The following is a 20,464-nucleotide window of genomic DNA, read 5'->3' on the forward strand; positions in this document are numbered from 1 at the left end:
TCCAGATATCGCGTCATTACTACCACTGAACTGCGCAAACGTCGGATGTCATACCCCTCACATACCGTTCTCTTCGAACACACATTCGTACTACGGGCGCTCAGGCGGCCGACAGGAGAGATGGGGAACAGCATGTCCGACCTCAGCTTCGACGATCTCATCGAGGATGCCTGGCGCGAGTTCGCCAGCACGCTCGCGCTCCGGCTGCCCCGCCTCGAAACCGGGCAGTACATCGAGGTCACACGGCAGGACGGACAGCGTCATCGGGTACTGGTTGCCTTCACTGCGGCCGACTCCGGGAAGATCCGCTGCACGCTCGACAGCGCGCTTCTCCGATCGTCAGATCGAGCCGAGTGGATCCGTACGCGCGGCCAGTTGGCCCAGCTCGGCTGGCGATTCCTACCTCGCAAGGACAACCACATGGCGCAGGCGGGACACGGCGACATCCCTCGCCTGACTCAGCTTGCGGTCAGCACACTGCGGGAGGTCTTCGGTCACGCCCACCCCGTCTTCGTCATGATCAATGATCCGTTCCGACCAGCCGCACGCACCTCCTTCGGCGAGCTTCATGACCTGACCGCTGCACTCGACGCATTACCCGACTGTGTCGCCACCGGATACGTCGTCGAAAGTGAAGCCGAGCTCCTCGCCATCACGCGTGACGTGGTGGCCACACTGTTGGGATCGCAGGTCGCGATCGTCGACGGATGCATCGAACTACCCGCGCTCGACGTCGTGCCGTGGCGCATCTTCGCATCACCTCAAGGGCCGAGCCTGGTGTTCACGACGACCCTTTCGCACCGGTTGCTCGACTCCGCGCTGCTGGGCCGGCTCGTGGTCGACCACTCGGCTCGCTGGCCAGACATCGCGCTCACCGTCGATCATGACCACGTCTATGCGCAACGTGTCGTCGACGCCGCCGTGCTTCAACCGCAGAACGTCGCATCGGCACTCTCGACGTGGCGGAGGTTTCTCGCCGACGCCGCGCGTCGACTGGTCGAGGTGTTGAACTCCGGCGGGCCGGGCGCACACAACTGCGGTTACAGCGCGGTGCCCGTGGGGCTGCAGACGTTGTTCGATCTCGCTATGCGCGACAACCTCTCATCCTCACGCATCGTTCATCTGGCCAACGGCAAGACCGACCGCCTTCGCGAGTACCTGCGGGTGTGCCGCGGCCTGGCCACCGACGCAGCCGAGTCTGCGACTGCAGCACGCGAACGTGGTGCCGATCTCGGTGAGATCCGGCTACACAGCGACGCAACCGAGTTCTACCGACACTTCTGCGCTCTGTTGGAGGAGGCGATAGACCGCGCAACCCCGAAGGGCGCGTGACGTCGTGCGCCACATATCGTCGAGGGCGTGGCGAGCATCCCCGATTCCGACCGTCGAGTCGATCCGGCTGCTGACAGCGCGGTTCTCGACAATCCCGCCCACTCGGCACTGCTCGGACCGCATGCGCGCTTCGCCGAGAGGTACGGCACTGCGCTCCGGTACCCGGTCGATGTGTCGCCGTGGGTCGCACTCCCCGACGATCCGTCGACAGCCGACTGGGATGACGCCGCCGAGCTCGTCGGCCGCAACGGGACCATCACGCTCGCCACCGTGACCGTCGAGCCGCCCGAGGGCTGGATCAGCCGCATGCGCATGGCAGGCGTGCAGATGATCGGCGACACCGTGCGTGGACAGTCCGACGCCGAGGTCGTCGAGTTGGGTGCGAACGACGTCGACGACATGCTCGACCTCGTGCAACGCACCCGCCCCGGGCCTTTTCGACGCCGCACCGTCGAATTGGGCACTTACCTCGGTATCCGCCATGGCGGCACCCTGGTCGCGATGGCGGGCGAGCGAATGCATCCGCCGGGGTGGAGCGAGATCAGCGCGGTGTGCACCGATCCCGAGTTTCGTGGAGAGGGGCTGGCGAGCAGAGTGATGCTCGCGGTCGTCGAGGCGATCCGCCGTCGCGGCGACCTGCCGTTCCTACACGCGTCAGTCGACAACGCCGCGGCAATACGGCTCTACGAGAACCTGGGATTCACGCACCGACGGGAGGCCGTATTCCAGTCCGTGCAGCGGCCGTGATGACCCGCCGGGCAGGATGGACATCATGGACGATGCCGAGCTTTTGACCCTGCCGAAGGCGGAACTGCACATCCACATCGAGGGCACTCTCGAACCCGAGATGGTGTTTGCTCTCGCCGCTCGGAACAACGTCGCGCTGCCCTACGCGTCTGTGGATCAGCTGCGCAGCGCACACGCCTTCGCCGACCTTCCACACTTCCTCGACCTGTACTACGCCTGCATGGCTGTGCTGCGTACCGAGGATGACTTCGCCGACCTCGCGGCGGCGTACCTGCGCAAGGCCGCGACACAGGGAGTCACGCACGCCGAGGTCTTCTTCGATCCGCAGGCGCACACGTCGCGCGGCGTCGACCTCGGCGTCGTCGTGCGGGGGCTGCGTCGTGGCCTTGACGCGGCGTCGTCGGAAACCGGTGTTCACGCCGACCTGATCGCCTGCTTCCTGCGTGACAAGCCGGTCGCCGATGCCATGACAACCCTCGATGCTCTGGAACCGTTCTTCGACAGCATCATCGGGATCGGACTCGATTCCGCCGAACTCGGCTTTCCCCCAAGCCAATTCGCACCCGCCTTCGACCGTGCCCGTGATGCTGGACTCCATGTCGTGGCGCACGCGGGCGAGGAGGGGCCTGCGCAGTACATCTGGGAGGCACTCGACGTCCTCGGGATCGAACGTGTCGATCACGGTGTCCGCGCTCTCGAAGATCGCGCACTGCTCACACGGCTGGCGGCCGACCGTATCCCACTCACGACCTGTCCTCTCTCGAACGTGCGCCTGCGGGGCGTCGAAAAACTCTCCGACCATCCGCTGCTCGATCTACTCAACGCCGGACTCGTCGTCACCATCAACTCCGACGATCCGGCCTACTTCGGCGGGTACGTCGGCGATGCGTTCGTCGAGGTGCGACGTGAGTTGGACTTGAGCGACGATCACCTCCGCGCCATCGCACAGAATTCGTTCGACGCGTCGTTCACGGCACGCTCCAGCCACGAGCACTAGCCGGGACGACGGCACCGGTCGGACGGCGCTTGCGTGGACGGTTCGACCTCGCCTGTCGAACCGTTCACGCTGGAAATGGCGGCGCCGAGATCACTGCGCAATGCAGAGACTTCCGAGGTTCAGCCCGGGAACGACGAACACGTCGGCTGTCCGGGTCATCACGATGTTGCCGACGAACGTCTGCGAAGCAGTGAGAGTGCGATTTCCGGTCTGGTTCGGCGTCCACCTGAACACGACCTTCGAGTCGTTCGGTTGCGTCGGCAGTGTCCCTACCAGCTGGTTGCCGTCCTTCAGGGTGACCGGTCCCTTGAATGCACCGGGGATCAGCGGGACTGTCACGTTGTACTCGCAGGTTGTTGCGACTTTGCCGTCGATACCCGGTGTGACCACGGGATTCTGCACATTTGCGGACGCGGGCGCTGCCAGCGCGATGGTGAGCGCACCCGCACCGGCGGTCAACGCCGCCACCACGGTGGCACGGCGGGTGCGACGCCCGGGTACTGCTTTGCGGATTGTCTTGTCGGACATGGTTCCTCCAGTGCTTCGATGTCGGGAGCAACGGGCTTGGAACCCGTCGACACCCAATCTCGCAAGCGCGCGGAGGAATCGAATCAGCATGCCGGTACGTGAGTTCGCAGCACAGCACTACCTGCCCGCGCGATGACTACTCAGTCAAAGCATTTCGATCCTGGTGACGCCAGGTTGCTGTGGCTTTGCGCGCGAACTCCGTGATCGCGCGCACCACGGACGCTGGTTCGGACAGCTGCGGTGCGTGGTCGCTGCCGAGGGTGATGACCTCCGCGCCGGGAACGAGTTGCTGCATTCGCCGTTGTGCGGCCACTGGGACCGAACGGTCGTCAGTGGCCTCGACATAGAGTCTCGGGATTCGTCCGAACCGCTCCGCGGTCCAGTGCGGGGCGATGAGCCGTCCCGATTCCCGTTGCGGGCACAGAGATCTCGACGCCGCGATGGCGTCGGCCGGGTCCGCCTTCTGGAAGAACACGCTGGCCGCGGCCTCCGGCGGTACGGACGTCGTCTCACCGTCGTCGCTCACCGTCAGGAATGCGGCGATACCGACGGGTGCGGGCAGTCCCGCCGCGTCGCACAGGTCGCCGAAGTTCCAGTCGGACGGCAGCATCATCCCGGCGATGTAGGCGACACCGCAGACCCGTTCGCTGATGCGCTCGGCCACCTGGGTTGCAACGACTCCCCCTCCCGAATGACCGACGAGCAGCAGTGGTCCGTCCACGTCGTCGATCTGACGCAGCACCTCGTCGACGACCTCGCCGAGGCTTGCGGGTCTGTCCAACGTAGGACCGACGCCCGGCAGCCGTACCGGAAGAGGCCGCATTCCGGCCAGGTCCAACGGTTCGAGAAGTCGATCCCACACCCAGGTGCCCGCCCACGCGCCGTGGATCAGAACGATGGTGGGCGAGCCCCCGTCGTCGGGCGTGGGCACTGCAGCGGGCTCGGTCATCTCGCCGCTTCCGCTGCGGAACGAACGCGCGCTGCTTCGCGGACGGCGCTCGTGTTGGCCTTGCCCTGTCGGGAGCCTGCGAGCTTCGCGGCTATGTGCTCGCGGACGGTGATCGGCTCGTATGCCAGACCATTGTCGGATTCGAGATGGCTGGGCAGCGTCTCGATCGTGGCGTCGATGTTTCCGTCGTGGAAGAAGGCGACAGATCGGCGGCGTTGGATCGTCCCGTTGACGATCGGCGGCTTCACGCGGTGCAGCGTCGACATCCAGCGATCGTTGGTGAGCCGGGCGGTCAGGTCGCCGAGATTGATCAGCAGCGCACCGTCGATGGGCGAGACGTCGTGCCACACGCCATCGCGACCGAGCACCTGTAGGCCTGCGACTTGATCCGCCCACAGAACCGTGACCAGCCCGAAGTCGGTGTGCTCACCCATTCCGGTCAGATCGCCGTCGAGGGTCACCGTGCCCTCGGGCAGCGCGTAGTTGTTCATGCGCAGCACGTCGACCGAATGGTCGGTCAGATACTCGAAGAAGTCCGACGGCAGCGACAAGGCGTCGGCAAAAACGCTGGTCAGCACCCGCGCGACCCGCGCAGCGTGCGCGTAGTACTCCTCGATCTTGGGTCGGAAGCCGTCGAGATCAGGCCAGACGTTGATCCCGTAGTCATCCTCGGAGAGGTCGAGTCCGGCAAAGGACCGCGCCTCCGTGCCGACGTTGAACGCCTCGAAGAAATCGTTCATCCGGCTGGCCGCCTCGATACCCAAGCTGAGGCTCAGAGACTCGCTCTTGGGCGGAGAGTAGCCGCGATTCCCCTGGGCCACATAGGTTTTCTTCTCCTCTAGCGACTGACCGAAGAAGTCGTCGACCGCCTCGCCCAAACCACGCCAGACGTCGTCGGGGACCGCGTGGCCGAGGACCTGCACGAATCCCACCGTGGAGCACGCGCGATCCATCTCCTCTGCGACCCGGGCACGATCTTCGGCCGTGCCGTTGCCGGTGTACGGGCTGATGTCGATGACTGGCACCTCGAACGCGGTGCTGCTGGACTGTGTGGTTGACATGATGAAACGGGTCCTCGTGATGTTGTGAGAGATCGCCTCTAGGCGTGGTGAAGCCGCCGAGGCGATGGCATACTGCAAGGCGCGAGCTGCACTACATATAGTGCTGATTAATCTTTTATTAGCTGTGTCGATAGTGTTGCGGCACGGTTTCGATCTGTTACGCCTGCGTTAACCGCGGCCATTGCGCCGGTCACTCTGACGGATCCTCGCGCCCAGACACATCGCCGAGACGCTGTGGCAGGCCTGCTACCTTGCAGACGTGGACGACGACCAGGCCCAGATCGCCCGCGCGCTCGGCGCAGCAATCAGAGAGACGCGAAAGGGTCTCGGACTGACGATGTCCGAGGTGGCCAGGTCGACCGAACTGTCACAGCCCTTCCTCAGTCAGATCGAGAACGGCAACACGACGCCGAGCGTCATCAACCTCCACAAGATCGCCCAGACCCTGGGAACGACCGCGCACGCCCTGCTCGAACAGAGCAACAGGCTGCCAACCGTGGTGTCGCGCGCCGGGGAGACCAACGGGTACAGCCTCGGGCCGGACGCACGTGTCCGATTCTGTATCTCCGGCAGACGGCTTCTCGACTGCAACGAAGTGACTGCGGGACCGCGCTCCGAATCCGAGGCGGCCACCTCGCACGCAGGAGAGGAGTTCGTCTACGTCATCTCGGGTGAACTCCGCATGAGCATCGAGGGACGCGACTACCTTCTGCATCCCGGTGACACCATCCACTACGCCGCCACGGCAACACACCGCTGGCACAACGACTCCGACGCCGAGACGGTCTTCTTGTTCGTGAGCACGCCGCCCAGCTTCTAGCGGTTTGCCGGGACGCCGTGTTCCGGTCTCGGATCGAGGTCGGATACCGGCAGACCTACGCGCGGCGTACCTCGCTGCACGGTGACGACCCTCCTCGACCATCTTCCTCGATCTTCTCGAAAGCAGCTGTGGTGGAGACGAGTTCACTCGGAGTCGCCCCATGCATGATCACGCCGTCGACGCCGAGGTCGAACTGACGACGTACGAGTTCGGCGCAGCGTGTGGGCGAGCCGGTGGCAGCGCAGTCCAGCCATTCCGCAGGCAGCACTTCGCGAAGTCGCTCGAGCGTCTCCTGATCGCCAACGGCGTCGGCCCAGCCGTCGAGTCCTGACACCACATTCGAGGATCGGAAACGTTCCAGCAGCGCAGGATCCCAGTTGTTGGTCTTCACGAGAAGGTCCCCGTACACCTGTAGATAGGTCGCGAGCCTGCCGACGGTCTTCTTGATGAACGTCTGGTCGTCCACCTCGTCTGTGACCGTCGCGTAGCACGACCAGATCGTGACCGAGCGTGGGTCGCGACCCGCCTGCTCAGCCGCGGTCCGGACGGTGTCCACCGCACGCACAACGGTGTCGTCGGCGAAGAAGGTATGGAGAACCACCACGTCGTATGCGCGCCCTGCCATCGCCAGGGTGGCGGGGCCGAATGCTGTTGTCGCCAGCGGGATGTCCTCATGGAATCCGGGATCGAGCTTGAGCGCTGGGAAGTTGCCCAACCTGCCCTCGTAGTCGAGCACGGTTTCACCGTGCCAGAGCCGACGCATGAGGTGCGCGAACTCCTCCAGTTCGGCGGTGGTCGTCTGTGGCAGGCCCATGGCAGAGATCTGTGGGCGCAGACCCCTGCCTACACCCAGAGTGAACCGCCCGCCGGTGAGGCGGTGCATGGTGGTCGCGAAGGCTGCGGTGATCGCTGGATGACGGGTGTTGATGTTCGTCGCGGCGGTCGTGATGCCGATCGTGTCGGTGACTGCTCCCGCAGCTCCCGACAGTGCACACGCCTCCTTGACATTGAGGCGCTCCGAGATGAACGCCTGGCCGAGACCCATCTCTTCCGCGAGCGCCAGCTCGTCGAGCATCTGTCGGGGGCTCTCGACGTGTCCACCGAGCGCATAGAATCCCAGTCTGTCGGTTCCGATTCGCGGATCCCGCGGCGTGTGAAGCCCGACAACAGTCTCAGACATGAGCCACCTTGCTCTGCGCGGTAGGCCCGTCAGAACTGATTGTGGAAGCATGCATGAGGGCTCCTCGTGGGTGTGCGAGACGATGGGCGCTGGCACGCGTACTGCGCGGACCCGATCTGTGAGTGGAACCTGATGTATCTCAAAGGTTTACGGCACGTGGAGTCTGCGCCCTGGATTCGCTCGGGCCCGGGCCATCGCTGGCTTCCGGACCCGAGCGAAGACTGTGCGCTACAGGATGGTGACGGTTCCCGCGGTGCCGTTGACCTCGACGGTCGCACCATCGGTGATGCGCTTCGTCGCGTCTGTCGCCGATACGACACACGGGATACCCAACTCACGACTCACGATGGCTGCGTGTGAGAAGGGTGCACCGACGTCGACGATCACGGCCGACGCCGCGACGAACAGCGGGGTCCAGGAGGGATCGGTGATCGGAGCAACCAGGATGTCACCCGGCTCGAGAGCGGACGGGTCGTCGGGGCTGGTGATCACGCGTACGCGGCCGGTCGCTGTTCCGCCGCATGCGGGTACGCCCGAGATGACGTCACCTGATGACGCCGCTTCTGCCGTCCGATCGGCGCGCAGAGCCCACTCCGTGACGGGCGGAGGCGTGCCGTCGACGACGAATGGCGGTGTGCGGTCGAACAAGTCGAGGTAGCTTCGCTCGCGGTCGGCAACCGTGTCCGTGTAGTTCTCCGGGTTGTTCAGGAAGTCGTCGAGCTCGCTGTCGAACAGCATGTAGATCTGCCGCGGCGACGCGAGGGCACCCTTCTCCGCATATCGCCTACCGAGTTCGTTGGCGCACAGGCGGAGTTCGTGCATCAGCATCGCGGCCGTGGTGCGTCCTCTTTCACGACCGCGCATCCACAGCGCCGACGCATTGAGCACCGCCTCGAACTGGGCGGACGCCTCGGCGTCGGCCGCCAACATCTCCCTGATCGCCTGCGCCGATGCATCACGCTGCGATGATCGCTCCGCTGACTTGCTGGCCGGCGCTTCGCTCTCGGCGACATCGCGCATGCGGTCGATCGTGGCCAGCGCGAGGTCGGGATCGACGCCCCACGTGATCGCCCGGATCTCCCACTCGGCCGGACCTCGGAAGTCCCAATCGGCGAGGAATCCGTCGAGCGCCTTGGTGAAGTCGACGACGGCGGGCACCGTCGAGGTCTGCAGCCGCTCGTAGAGTCCCTTGGTTCCTGCGTCGAACAGTGCCGCGACATCGGGGTCCTGAGCCGCTCGGCTCAGTTCCCACATACGCAGCGACGGTCCCGCCGAGTCGACATTGCCCAGTCCGGCAACCAGCGTGAGCGCTTCTTCGGGCTTGCCCACGGCCTCCGCGAGCTGCGCGATGGCACCGAGCCCCACGCCGCTCTTCAGGCTCGCCTCGATGTGATGTTTGAAGAGTCGTCTCAGCAGCAGTTCGAAAGACCGCATGCGCGTGACCAATTCGGTATCCGAGAGCGTGCTGATGTCGGGGCGGTTCGACCTGATCTGCTCGACCTCGGCGCGGTCGGTGTCGTATGCGGCGAGATCGGTGGCGCCGAGAACCTGCTCGGCGAGCCATGCGCCCGCCTTCTCCTCGTACTCGGGGTTCTCGTCGAAGTCGCGCTTCTCGCTCTCGTAGCTCGGGATGCCCGGCATGTCTCCGAAGTACTGCAGATCGACGGCCTCGGCCGACATTCCCGGCACGCGAACGCCGAACAGTCGCATCAGCGACATGTTGATGTACAGGTAGCTACCGAAGGCAGGGAGGACGTTGAACGGAACGGTCTCGTCGTAGAGGTCGTCGTCCCAGACGCGGCAGGCGACGAACGCGTCCCGCCAACCCGGTTCCAGGCAGTGCTGGAAGCCCACCGACGCGTTGAGCGGCGTGATCGGGTCGGGAAAGATCTCCCCGACATTCGCACGTGAGTACAGGGGGAAGAGTTTGGAGGTCTCGTCCATGAGCGGCCAGTCGGTCATCCGGTGGCCTCCTTCCGGTTCGGATCGGGCGGCGTCGTCATCACTCAGTAGTCTGCGATGACTCATTAGCGAATGCGTCGTCACATTATTATGTGATGGCGCTCACTGTGTCAACGGTTTCTGAGCAGCCATGTCACGCAATTCGAGTGAGATTGGCGCTGTCCTGTTCACCGATCACTGGACATGTATGTGATCATTGAGTCACTATTTGTTGGGGCACCGATTCTCGGCCCTGTTCGATGCCCGACGCGGAAGGGAGTGCAGCATGCGCGTGCTGGTCACCAACGACGACGGCGTCGACGCCGAGGGATTGATCGTTCTCGCAACAGCTTTGGTCGACGACGGGCACGACGTCGTCGTCGCGGCGCCCACCACGGAACGTAGCGGCAGTGGGAGTTCGATCGGCACCATCGAGCACGGTACGCACATCGCTGTGCAGGAAAGGCACATCGACGCTCTCGGTACGACGCCAGTGTTCGCAGTCGACTGTCCGCCCGCGCTCGCCGTCATCGCCGCATGCGCAGGCGCATTCGGACCCGCCCCCGAACTCGTCGTCAGCGGGATCAATCCCGGCCACAACACCGGCCGCTCGATCCTCTTCTCCAGCACGGTCGGGGCTGTCCTCGCGGCACGCGTGACAGGTGTGAGCGGCGTCGCGATCAGCACCGCGTTCGAGCCGCACCATCGCTACGACACTGCCGCAGCCGTTGCGCGATCTGTGGTGCGTTGGATGTCCGACCGTGGCTCGCCTCGCCTCACGCTGAACGTAAACGTCCCCGCAGTCGACCTCGCCGATCTCGACCGCGCCGTCATCACCACCCTCGCCGCGCAAAGCATGTTCTCCCTGCGGATCTCGCGGACCGAGAACGATCTGGTGTTGCACCGCGAGGAACGCGACGGCGGATTCCGGCCCGGCACAGACGGTGCCGCAGTGGTCGACGGTCACGTGTCGATCACCAGCCTGAACACCGTCGCGGATGCAAATGGCGTTCTCTCCGAAGCCGATGCCCGCGCATTGGCGCGCGCCCTTGATCTGACGCCGACGAGCATCTGACGCCGACGAGCATTTCGCGCCGACAAGCATCCGACCACGCCAGACACCGAGGTGCCCGGCGCCTGGCCCACGTCGGCCTGAAAGAACCAGGACCTGGCGTGGGCCAACCGGGGCGCGGCCGTCACCCCTCGTCGTCGGCCCCGCGCTCACGCCCCGTCGTCAGCAACAGGTCTTGGTGCAGTTCCATCCAGATGTCGTGATAGCTGTCGTACATCGGTCGCGCGAAGGCTGCGGTATCGCCCTCGTGCACCCGCTCGAGGGCACGGGCCAGACGCTCGTCGTATCGATGCAGACGTGCCACCACGGCCGCAGCCAGTGCCAGGACCCCGACGATCTGCTCGTGTACCCGGTCGAGATCGGAGATCACCGCGGCGTCGTACGTGGTGTCGGAGTGGTCGTTGGGGGTGACGTCGTCCTTCATCTGCCACGCGGCACACACCCGTTTGAAGTCACCGTTGACCGGCAGGAACGCCGCATATGCCGCGTCTATCGCATCACGTTCCTCGGGTGACAACGGTTGTGCCGTACGGAGTTCCGCAAGGCGTTCGCGGCCCTTGGGCGTGATGAGTGTGCCCGACACGCGTCCTTCACGGCGGAGCACGAGACCGTCGTCGAGCGCCGCGGTGATCACCTCGGTCAGCGCGGCGTCGTCGAGGCCGGTCATCGCCGAGAGCACGGCGTCGGACGCGAGCCCCTTCACCGCCAGAGCGTGCAGCAGTTCCAATACGGTCGTGTCTGTCGTCGTTGTCATACCTTTTCTCCTTCGAGGGTTGGCGTCTGACCATAGGTGTCGGCGAGCGTCTTCTTGTTGAGCTTGCCCGTTGGCAGCCTGGGCAATTCGTCGACGAAGTCGACGACCCGCGGGGTCTTGTAGTGGGCCAACCGATCTCGGCAGAAGTCGATCAACTCCTGCGCGGTCAGGGTTGACCCGGGGGTGCGCTGGACGACGGCCTTCACCGACTCTCCGAACTCGGGGTCGGGCACTCCGAGAACCGCACCGTCGAGGACGTCAGGGTGAGAGAGCACCACCTCTTCGACTTCTTCGGGATAGATGTTCACTCCGCCGGAGATGATCATGTGCCCGGCACGGCCCACGAGGTAGAGGTAGCCGTCACGCAGGTACCCGATATCGCCCATCTGACGTCGCGCCGGGCGCGGACCGGCGTTGTCGTAGGCGGACGGCGTCGTCTGCTCGAAGCACACGCGGCCGCGTTCGCCCTCGGGAACTTCGTGTCCGTCGTCGTCGACGATGCTGATACGCGTGGCGCCGAGCGGCCGACCAACCGAACCGGAATGGCTCGCAGCCTCGTCGGGACCGATGTAGGTGTGCCCGTATCCCTCCGAGGCGCCGTAATACTCGTGCAGGATCGGACCCCACCACTGCGCGAGCTGCTCCTTGACCTCCGGCGGACACGGCGCGCCGGAGGTGAACGCGGTCCGATGCGTCTGCGAGAGTTCGACGTCGGAGCGATCGGATAGGCGAAGAAGTCGGATCAGCATGGTGGGCACCCACTGGGAATGGGTGACGCCGTATCGCGTGATCGCATCCATCGCCGCGCGCGCGTCGAATCGTTCCATGCAGATCACCGTCCCGCCCGCGGCGAGGGTGATGAGTCCGAACGTGAACGGGGCCGCGTGATAGTTGGGTGCCGGGGACAGTAGTACCGTGCTCTCGTCGATGCCCAGCTTCTGGACGAGCCCCGAATGTCGTTGTGGTGCTTGTGCAGGGTGTACGTCGAGCAGTTGCTGGGCGAACCGCTTCGGACGGCCCGTCGTGCCGCCGCTGTAGAGCACTCGCGCACCGAGACGCTCGTCGGCGATCGGGGTGGTCGGCTGTCGCTGCAGCGCATCGGCCATCGACATGTGGCCGGATGCCGAGCCCCCGACGACGGTCACGTCGACGTCACTGCCTCCAACGTCGCCCAGCCCGGCGAGCCGCAGCGCTTCGACGACGTCGTCGGCGAGCATCGCACTGGTGACCACAGCGCGTGGTCGCGCTTCGGCCAGCAACGCGGCGAGTTCGGCGGGCTTGAGATGCCAGTTCACCGGCGTCACGTACAGCCCGCTGCGCATTCCAGCGGCGACGGCGACCGGCCATGCCAGGTTGTTCTCCATGGCGATGACCACCGAGGCCCCTGGACCGACTCCCCGCGTTCGCCAGTGGTGGGCTAGTTGGTTCGACGCCGCGTCGAGCTGCCCGTAGGTCAGCGACTCCCCAGAATCCGCCATCACATAGGCCTGTGCGTCTGGATGGTCGCGAGCGATGGTCGGTGGATACACGAACTCCCCTAGTTTGCGAACTTCTGGTCACATTGCAAAAGGTGCTGGTGAGCACGCTTTGTGCGCGCGATCAGGTTGGTTGCTGGTTCACTTTTGATCGTTGCTGTGGTTCACAGCACACGATAGTCTATGATTTAGTGAAATTGCAGTCGCAAACCAGATCCAGTTCGTACCACTTACGGGAGTCGACATGACGACGGTCGAGAACCTTGACCTGATGGACCTCCGACCCTTCGCGGAAGGCAGGGACGCGGCGTTGTTCGCGCACCTTCGCGACGAGGATCCGCTCCATTGGAACGCCGAGCCGGGCGATGGCCCCGGGTTCTGGTCGGTCACCAGGTACGACGACGTCAAGACGGTGGCCTCGGACTATGCCACCTTCACCGTCACCGAGGGCACACAGATCCCGAGTCGTCGCGCCGAGGGCGAGGGTGCGCGCAGCATCCACCACCTCGATCCACCTGAACACGACTCGCTGCGCAAGATCGTCACCCCGCATGTGCGCGCGGTCAAACTCAAGTCTCTCGAATCCGATATCGCCGCGGTGGTCGACGATCTCCTGGACAGTGCCGTGGCGGCGGGCGACATCGATTTCGTCGCCAAGGTGTCTTCCCAACTGCCCCTGGTGATGATCGGCCGTCTGCTCGGCGCACCGCTCGAGGACTGCCCCAACCTGCTGCGTTGGACCAACCAGATGGCCAGCGAGGATCCCGACTACTCCGAGGGGCCCGAGACCGCCGTGAAAGCGCGCGACGAGGTCTTCGGCTACTTCCGTGCTCTGGAGAAGTTGCGACGCGAATGCCCGGCGCAGGACCTCGTGAGCGTGCTGACCGCAGCAGAACTCGACGGTGTCCCCCTGTCGCGGGGCTACCTCGACGCCTACTACCTGATCCTGATGGTCGCGGGGAACGAGACCACCCGAAACCTGTTGTCCGGCGGGGTCAACGTCTTGGCGGAGAATCCCCAGTGGTGGGATTTCATGCGCGAGAATCCGGCGAAGATTCGGGTCGTCGTCGAAGAGATGGTCCGCTGGGTCTCGCCTGTTCTCTCGATGCGTCGCACCGCCACGCGCGACGTCGAGATGCATGGGAAGACGATCTCCGCCGGCGACAAGGTGGTCATGTGGTTCTGCTCGGCCAACCGCGACGACCGCATCTTTGACGACCCCGAGACATTCATCGGTAACAGATTCCCCAACGAGCACGTCGGATTCGGGTGGGGCGCCCACGCGTGTCTCGGCGCGAATCTCGCCAAGATGGAGGCCAGGCTCTTCTTCACCCGTGTGATCGAACGCGGTCTGCAGATCGATGTACTAGACGCCCCGAATCGACTGCAGAGCAACTTCTTCCGCGGTATCAAGACGCTCCCGGTTTCGGTCAGGGCAAGCCGGTGACGGCACGTCGGACGGCGCCGGCAGCGGCCATCGGCAGCAACGAATTCCGGTCGGACGACCGGATCGACGTTGTCGACCCCTATCGGGGCGACCTCGTCGGCACCGTCGAATGCGCCGATGCCGAAGCGGTGTCGGAAGCGGTGTCGGTCGCCGCCGACGCGGTGCCCGCGTGGGCAGATACTGCGGTGGCCGAACGGGCTGCGGTACTGCGTCGCACCGCAGCGCTCATCGAGGACGCGCGGCGCGGGCTCGCCGCGACCGTCACCCGTGAGATGGGTATGCCGACGACGCTCGCCGCGGCCACGCAACAGGTGATGCCTGCAACGGTGCTCCGCGCAATGGCCGACGCCGCAGGAACATTCGACTGGCAACGAACGATCGACGGCGCCACGCTGCGTCACGTCCCGGCCGGAGTCGTCGCGGCGATCACTCCGTGGAACATGCCGGTCCACCAGATCGTCGCGAAGGTCTCCGCCGCATTCGCCGCAGGCTGTGGCGTGGTGCTCAAGCCATCGGAGCTCACACCCTTCGACGCCCTCGACGTCCGCCGATGCTTCGTCGACGCCGGTTTGCCACCCGAACTCTTCGCCGTGGTCAACGGACGTGGATCGGAGACCGGCAGCCTGCTCACCTCGCATCCCGGTCTCGGCCACGTGTCGTTCACGGGGTCGGTGGATGCGGGCCGAGCCGTCGCGCGGTCTGCGGCCGGAAACCTGGTGCGTGCCACACTCGAACTCGGCGGTAAATCACCCGCTGTCGTCCTGCCCGATGCCGATCTGACGACGGTGATACCCCGCGTGGTCGCGAGCGGAATCGTGAATTCGGGCCAGGCATGCAATGCCACAACACGTTTGGTACTCCCCCGCAGCCACCAGGACGAGATCGAGCAGCTTCTCGTCGACGCCGCGCAGGCGTCGGTGCTCGGAGACCCCGCCGACCAGTCGACCACGATGGGTCCGCTCGCGTCACGGCTGCAGACCGACCGGGTCCTCGACCACATCGAGAAGGCGCGCGCCGATGGCGGCCACCTACTCACCGGAACCGGCCACACACGACGTGTCGATTCCTGCGACGGGTTCATCGCGCCCACCATCATCACCGAACTCGGACCCACCGCACGAGCGGTACGGGAAGAGATCTTCGGCCCCGTACTGGTCACCCAGTTCTACGACACAGTCGACGAGGCCGTCGAGATCGCCAACGACTCCGACTACGGACTCTCCGCGGAGATCTGGTCGGCGGACACCGATGCCGCACGCGACGTCGCCACAGCACTCGAGGTCGGCCAGGTGAAGATCAACGGAGTACGCACCCGGGAACGTCCCGCTGTGCCGTTCGGCGGCATGAAGCAGTCGGGATACGGACGCGAACTCGGCGCGACCGGGCTGGCCGAGTTCACCGAGATCCAGGCGGTGATGTCGTGAGTGCGAATACCACGAAAACGTACGTGATCTCCGGTGCGGCATCGGGAATCGGCCTGGCGCTGGTGACCCGCCTCCTGGGATCGCACGGAAACATCCGGATCGTCGGCATCGACCTCACCGACTGCCCCGACCCCCGCGTGGAGTCGGTGCGCTGCGACCTGTCCGACCCAGACGCCATCGCGTCGTTGGATCTGCCCACCCGTATCGACGGACTGGCCAACGTCGCAGGCGTTCCGGGTACCGCGCCTGCCGAACTGGTCCTCGCGGTCAACACCCTCGGCGCACGAGCACTGACCGCGAGAGCGCTCGGATCGATGGAGTCCGGCGCGTCCGTGGTCAACGTCTCGTCGATCGCCGCGCACCGGAACACACTGCCGTCCAACGCCATCGACGAACTGCTCGCCGTCACCGATCGGAACGGACTGAGCGGATGGCTCACCATGCATCGACTCGACGGCCCCGCAGCGTATGACACGTCCAAGCGCGCACTCACCGACTGGACCGTGCTGCTCAGTGCCGACCTGCTGTCGCGCGGTATCCGCGTCAACTCGGTGAGCCCCGGTCCGACGGAGACGCCCATCCTCTCCGATTTCGAGGAATCGATGGGGATCGACGCCATCGCCCGGTCGGCAGGCGCGGTGGGTCGGCACGGCACCGCCGCCGAATCGGCCGCTGCCGTCGACTTCCTCCTCTCCGACGATGCGTCGTGGATCAACGGCGTCGACATCCCGGTCGAAGGCGGCCTGACCGCACTTCGAGCTGCCGCGCAACGACCCGCTGTGGTCGCACCCGACAACACATCCACCCCCGTGAAGGGAGCACTCCGATGACTTCTGGAACCACACTTCCCGCACGAACCGCTCTGTCGGTGCTGACGCTGGACGGCACAGCACCCGCCGATCGCGAGCTTCTCGGCGGAAAGGCGTACAGCATCAACAAGATGCGGTCCCTCGATCTGCCGGTGCCACCCGCCTTCGCGCTGACCACCGCGGTGTGCAGACGCTTCCACGACGAGGGCGGAACACTGCCCGACGACGTCTGGGCCGCTGTTCTCGATCATCTGCGTGAACTCGAGACGACGACCGGAAAGCGGTTCGGCATCGGACCGTTCCCGCTTCTCGTCTCGGTACGCTCCGGCGCAGCACAGAGCATGCCGGGAATGATGGATACCGTGCTCAACCTCGGACTGACCGAGGAACTGGCGCGAGAACTCGGTGACGCCACCGGCGACGTCGCATGGGCACAGGACACGTGGCAGCGCTTCTGCGTCGGATATGGGGAGATCGTGCTCGGCGACGCGACGCTCGCCCCACCCTCTGATCCCTACGACCAGCTACGCGAAGCGATCGGCGCGGTCTTCCGGTCGTGGACCAACGAACGGGTGCGCGCCTACCGCGACCGTCACGGTCTCGGCGAGGGCGGCGGCACGGCAGTCACCGTGCAGGCCATGGTCTTCGGTAACCGCGACACGCACTCCGGGACCGGCGTCGTGTTCAGTCGTGATCCCGGCACCGGGGAGTCGACCCTCTTCGGGGAATGGCTGGCGATGGCACAGGGCGAAGACGTCGTCTCCGGTGAGCGCACGCCCGAGAACATCACGCAGTTCGGCACGCACGACCCGGAGCTGCACAGCGAATTGGCCCGTATCGCAACGGTCCTCGAACGCGAGCACCGCGACCTCGTCGACATCGAGTTCACCGTCGAGAGCGGCACCCTGTACATGCTGCAGTGCCGTTCCGGCAAGCGGTCGGCGCGAGCCGCCGTGCGCGTGGCCGTCGAACTCGTGCGCGAGGGGCTCCTCACCCCCGACGAGGCATGCGCACGCATCAGCGCCGACCAGGCACGGCTGTTGGCCGACGAGGTAGGGGTGACCCACGACGCGGACGAACTCGCACGAGGGGTGGGCGCAGGACCCGGCGCCGCGTCTGGTGTGGTGTTCACCGACACCGACGAGGCGTCGGCTGCCGCGGCGGAGGGCACCCCCGTCGTGCTCGTCCGGCCGTCGACCTCGCCCGCAGACGTTCCGGCGATGTTCGATTCGGTTGCCGTCGTGACCGAGGTCGGCGGTACGACGAGCCACGCAGCGCTGGTGTGTCGAGAGATCGGGCTGCCGTGCGTGGTTGGCTGTGGGCCAGGAGTGACGACCGCACTCGCCGGGTCGACGGTCACCGTCGACGGGACCAACGGAGTGGTGTACGCGGGGGATGCCCGCGGTGACCAGAATGCCACCGACCCCCATCTCGACGAACTGCTGTCGTTCCTTCCCGAGACGGTACCCGACGACCATCCCCTGAGCGTCCTGCACCAGCGACGGGCGTTGCGTGACTGACGCATTCGACAGACGTGGAGACGACATGAACAGCGATGGAATCGATGCGGTGTACACCGCGGCCGGACTCCTCGACGATTCAGCAGCCACCCCCAAACGCCCCAACAGGCGTGGCGAGCAGACACGGGAGAAACTGGTGCGCGCCGCGGTCGAGTGCTTCACCGAGTACGGCTACACACGCACTCGTATCTCCGACATCACCAACCGCGCCAACACCGCTCAGGGCAACTTCTACCGTCATTTCACCGGGCTCGACGACATCTTCCTCGCGGCGCTGCGTCCCTCCCTGGAGGAACTCGCGGCCGCGCGGCTGCGCCCTGACCACGCGCACGGCGAACGCGAGTCCCTGATCAAGGTGAACACGACGTATCTGCAGGCCTATGCCCGCAACCGCCACATGCTCCGATTGCTTCGTGAAGCGGCAGCGGCCAGTGAGAACAAGGGGTTCCAACAACTCTGGCTCAACCTGCGCGCCGACTTCGTCCGACGAACGGAGCGGTGGCTCGACCGCCTCAACCACCAGGGTGTGATCGACGAGGCGCATCCGCACATGCTGGCCGAGACGTTGGGGTGTGCGACCGAGCAGATGGCCTACGTCCATGTCGGCCTGCCCGTCAGCACTCCACGACCCGAGGAGATCACCGAATTGGGTACTGCACTGGGCGAGTTCTGGTACCGCTCACTGCCACTCGTCAGCGTCAAGGGGGTTTCGCGATGACCGTGCAAGCGAGCCGCCGGCCCTCGGCGACAACGCTCGGCGTCGACGTCGTCGTCGACGAGGTCCGTGCCGAGACCGCCGATTCGCGGACACTCGTGCTGCGCTTCCCCGGCGAGGTCTCGTACCTGCCGGGTCAGTTCGTCACGCTACGGATACCGAGCGAACGCACGGGCTGGGTGGCGCGCTGCTACTCGCTGAGCACGGCGCCCGGCGTGGATGACCTCCCGGCGATCACCGTCAAGCGCACCAAGGATGGCTACGGTTCCAATTGGTTGTGCGACAACGTCACAGCAGGGACCACGCTGCACGCGCTCTCGCCCTCCGGGGTGTTCACCCCGTCGCAATGGCACGGCACACTTCGCCTGTTCGCGGCCGGTAGCGGTATCACACCCGTCATGTCGATAGCGAAATATGCTCTGGCGCACCAGCAGTGCTCGGTCGAACTGTTCTACGCCAATCGTGACCGCGAATCCGTGATCTTCGCCGGGGTTCTCTCCGACCTCGCGCGCCGTCATCCCGACCGGCTGCGGATCAGCCACTGGCTGGAATCCGAACGTGGTATGCCCGACGCCGCGGCCGTCGACGAACTGTGTGACCTTGACGACGACGATGAGGCATTCATCTGCGGGCCTGCACCGTTCATGGATCTCGTCGAGGCCGCCCTGCGTCGACGCGGTACACCCCACTCGCGGATACACGTCGAGCGCTACGTGTCGCTCGAGGGCGACCCGTTCACGCTCGACCGGACCGACAGCGACGATGCATCCGTCGACGTGAGTGTCAGCATTGACGGGGAGACGACATCGGTGGCATGCGGCCGCAGCACCCCAATTCTCGACGCACTCCTGTCGCACGGCGTCGACGCACCGTACTCGTGCCGGGAGGGTGACTGCGGATCGTGTATGGCGCGTCTTGTCGACGGCGAGGTCATACCGGGCGACGGCGTGGCACTCGAGCCAGAGGACATCGACGACGGCTACATCCTCACGTGTCAGGCGACCCCGTCATCGGGATCGCTCGCGATCGAGTTCGACTGATCTGCAACACTTTTCGGGGCGTCGGAGGGTGATCCGTACATCGCCTGCCAGAATCCACCGGCGAGAGCCGCGGCGAAGTCGGCGTCGCGTTCTTCGGGAGCATTGATCAGATCGAGCAGACTACCCCGTGTGGTGACCGTGATGAAGCGTGCGGTCTGCTCCGGATCCATGTCGGCGGGCGCCACGCCCTCGTCCCGATCACGCCGGAGACGGTCGGCCATCTTGGCGGTGTAGACCTCGAGAAAGCTGCCGAACTGGTTCCGCAGGCGCGCGTCGGCGTCGACCGTTTCGAGAAACGCGCGCCAGACGGGTCCGTGCTCGCGACCGAGTTGGAACATACGCGTGATGATGTCGGCGAGGTCGTCGGGTCCGAGAGCCTCCGTGCGCATCCACCACTTGTCCGACACATCCCAGAACGCTGCGAAGAAGGGCTCGGCCGCGCTCTCGATGAGGTCGCCCTTGTCGGCGAACCATTGATAGAAGGTCGAGCGGGAGACGTTCGCGGTAGTCAGGATCCGCTCGACCGGAACGTCGGCGTAACGCACACCGGACTCCAGGATCGTGGTCACCGACTCGATGATCCGTGCCCGTGACGAGGTTCGACGCTTGACCGGGGCACGTGACATGCAGGTCAGACTACTCGCCACCACCGT

The 20,464-nt window shown here is 65.3% G+C and carries 20 protein-coding genes; 12 read left to right on the forward strand and 8 right to left on the reverse strand.

The genetic code is table 11. The features are described from left to right. Positions 1-120: 120 nt before the first annotated feature. The 3 genes from LK459_RS08940 to LK459_RS08950 are packed head-to-tail and all read left to right on the forward strand — an operon-like array spanning position 121 to position 3,076. On the forward strand, positions 121-1,332 hold the full coding sequence (locus tag LK459_RS08940) for a TY-Chap domain-containing protein (protein ID WP_227922840.1): 1,212 nt from the start codon (positions 121-123) through the stop codon (positions 1,330-1,332). 27 nt (positions 1,333-1,359) lie between these two features. Beyond that, entirely contained in the window at positions 1,360-2,079 is a 720-nt protein-coding gene (locus tag LK459_RS08945) for a GNAT family N-acetyltransferase (RefSeq protein ID WP_227922842.1), read from the forward strand. A 25-nt stretch (positions 2,080-2,104) separates the two neighbouring features. Next, on the forward strand, positions 2,105-3,076 hold the full coding sequence (locus LK459_RS08950; RefSeq protein ID WP_227922843.1) for an adenosine deaminase: 972 nt from the start codon (positions 2,105-2,107) through the stop codon (positions 3,074-3,076). Between the two features lie 90 nt (positions 3,077-3,166). On the opposite strand, the gene LK459_RS08955 is transcribed toward LK459_RS08950, so the two are convergent. From LK459_RS08955 to LK459_RS08965, 3 genes are all read right to left on the reverse strand, one after another. Further along, positions 3,167-3,604, reverse strand: a complete 438-nt coding sequence (locus tag LK459_RS08955; protein ID WP_227922845.1) for a hypothetical protein — start codon at positions 3,602-3,604, stop codon at positions 3,167-3,169. A 136-nt stretch (positions 3,605-3,740) separates the two neighbouring features. Then, positions 3,741-4,553: an alpha/beta fold hydrolase gene (locus tag LK459_RS08960; RefSeq protein WP_227922847.1), complete on the reverse strand. Its 813-nt coding sequence runs from the start codon at positions 4,551-4,553 to the stop codon at positions 3,741-3,743. Further along, entirely contained in the window at positions 4,550-5,614 is a 1,065-nt protein-coding gene (locus tag LK459_RS08965) for an isopenicillin N synthase family dioxygenase (RefSeq protein WP_227922848.1), read from the reverse strand. The genes LK459_RS08960 and LK459_RS08965 overlap by 4 nt, the downstream gene beginning before the upstream one ends. 259 nt (positions 5,615-5,873) lie before the next feature. On the opposite strand from LK459_RS08965, the gene LK459_RS08970 reads away from it, so the two are divergent. Then, on the forward strand, positions 5,874-6,434 hold the full coding sequence (locus LK459_RS08970; RefSeq protein WP_227922850.1) for a helix-turn-helix domain-containing protein: 561 nt from the start codon (positions 5,874-5,876) through the stop codon (positions 6,432-6,434). A 4-nt stretch (positions 6,435-6,438) separates the two neighbouring features. After that, positions 6,439-6,519, forward strand: coding sequence for an Lsr2 family DNA-binding protein (locus LK459_RS23390; RefSeq protein ID WP_456071403.1), 81 nt, complete (start codon positions 6,439-6,441; stop codon positions 6,517-6,519). Here LK459_RS23390 and LK459_RS08975 read toward each other — a convergent pair. Together LK459_RS08975 and LK459_RS08980 are read right to left on the reverse strand one after the other, a co-directional pair. Next, positions 6,490-7,614 (reverse strand): TIGR03857 family LLM class F420-dependent oxidoreductase, encoded by a 1,125-nt coding sequence (locus tag LK459_RS08975; RefSeq protein ID WP_227922852.1) that lies wholly within the window; start codon positions 7,612-7,614, stop codon positions 6,490-6,492. The genes LK459_RS23390 and LK459_RS08975 overlap by 30 nt on opposite strands. 228 nt (positions 7,615-7,842) lie before the next feature. Beyond that, complete coding sequence (locus tag LK459_RS08980; protein ID WP_227922854.1) at positions 7,843-9,576, reverse strand: PEP-utilizing enzyme; 1,734 nt, start codon at positions 9,574-9,576, stop codon at positions 7,843-7,845. Positions 9,577-9,841: 265 nt separating this feature from the next. Here LK459_RS08980 and surE point away from each other — a divergent pair, with 265 nt between their 5' ends. Beyond that, positions 9,842-10,630, forward strand: coding sequence for a 5'/3'-nucleotidase SurE (gene surE / locus LK459_RS08985; protein ID WP_227922856.1), 789 nt, complete (start codon positions 9,842-9,844; stop codon positions 10,628-10,630). A gap of 121 nt (positions 10,631-10,751) precedes the next feature. Here the strand turns inward: surE and LK459_RS08990 are convergent, their stop codons facing one another. Then, positions 10,752-11,381: a MarR family transcriptional regulator gene (locus tag LK459_RS08990; protein WP_227922857.1), complete on the reverse strand. Its 630-nt coding sequence runs from the start codon at positions 11,379-11,381 to the stop codon at positions 10,752-10,754. After that, positions 11,378-12,910 (reverse strand): AMP-binding protein, encoded by a 1,533-nt coding sequence (locus tag LK459_RS08995; RefSeq protein WP_227922859.1) that lies wholly within the window; start codon positions 12,908-12,910, stop codon positions 11,378-11,380. The genes LK459_RS08990 and LK459_RS08995 overlap by 4 nt, the downstream gene beginning before the upstream one ends. 190 nt (positions 12,911-13,100) lie before the next feature. Here LK459_RS08995 and LK459_RS09000 point away from each other — a divergent pair, with 190 nt between their 5' ends. The 6 genes from LK459_RS09000 to LK459_RS09025 are packed head-to-tail and all read left to right on the forward strand — an operon-like array spanning position 13,101 to position 19,811. Further along, complete coding sequence (locus LK459_RS09000; RefSeq protein ID WP_227922861.1) at positions 13,101-14,303, forward strand: cytochrome P450; 1,203 nt, start codon at positions 13,101-13,103, stop codon at positions 14,301-14,303. Further along, positions 14,300-15,727, forward strand: a complete 1,428-nt coding sequence (locus tag LK459_RS09005) for an aldehyde dehydrogenase family protein (protein ID WP_227922863.1) — start codon at positions 14,300-14,302, stop codon at positions 15,725-15,727. The genes LK459_RS09000 and LK459_RS09005 overlap by 4 nt, the downstream gene beginning before the upstream one ends. Continuing rightward, positions 15,724-16,557: an SDR family oxidoreductase gene (locus tag LK459_RS09010; protein WP_227922865.1), complete on the forward strand. Its 834-nt coding sequence runs from the start codon at positions 15,724-15,726 to the stop codon at positions 16,555-16,557. The genes LK459_RS09005 and LK459_RS09010 overlap by 4 nt, the downstream gene beginning before the upstream one ends. Next, the gene (locus LK459_RS09015; protein ID WP_227922866.1) at positions 16,554-18,056 is read left to right on the forward strand and encodes a pyruvate, phosphate dikinase; all 1,503 of its coding nucleotides are present in this window, start codon (positions 16,554-16,556) and stop codon (positions 18,054-18,056) included. The genes LK459_RS09010 and LK459_RS09015 overlap by 4 nt, the downstream gene beginning before the upstream one ends. A gap of 25 nt (positions 18,057-18,081) precedes the next feature. Continuing rightward, the gene (locus LK459_RS09020; RefSeq protein ID WP_227922868.1) at positions 18,082-18,774 is read left to right on the forward strand and encodes a TetR/AcrR family transcriptional regulator; all 693 of its coding nucleotides are present in this window, start codon (positions 18,082-18,084) and stop codon (positions 18,772-18,774) included. Beyond that, positions 18,771-19,811: a ferredoxin--NADP reductase gene (locus LK459_RS09025; protein ID WP_227922870.1), complete on the forward strand. Its 1,041-nt coding sequence runs from the start codon at positions 18,771-18,773 to the stop codon at positions 19,809-19,811. Before LK459_RS09020 ends, LK459_RS09025 begins: the two co-directional genes overlap by 4 nt. Here the strand turns inward: LK459_RS09025 and LK459_RS09030 are convergent. Next, positions 19,766-20,437 (reverse strand): TetR/AcrR family transcriptional regulator, encoded by a 672-nt coding sequence (locus tag LK459_RS09030; RefSeq protein WP_227922872.1) that lies wholly within the window; start codon positions 20,435-20,437, stop codon positions 19,766-19,768. The genes LK459_RS09025 and LK459_RS09030 overlap by 46 nt on opposite strands. Positions 20,438-20,464 lie beyond the last annotated feature (27 nt).

Source organism: Gordonia otitidis (assembly GCF_020735545.1).
GTDB classification, from domain to species: Bacteria; Actinomycetota; Actinomycetes; order Mycobacteriales; family Mycobacteriaceae; genus Gordonia; species Gordonia otitidis.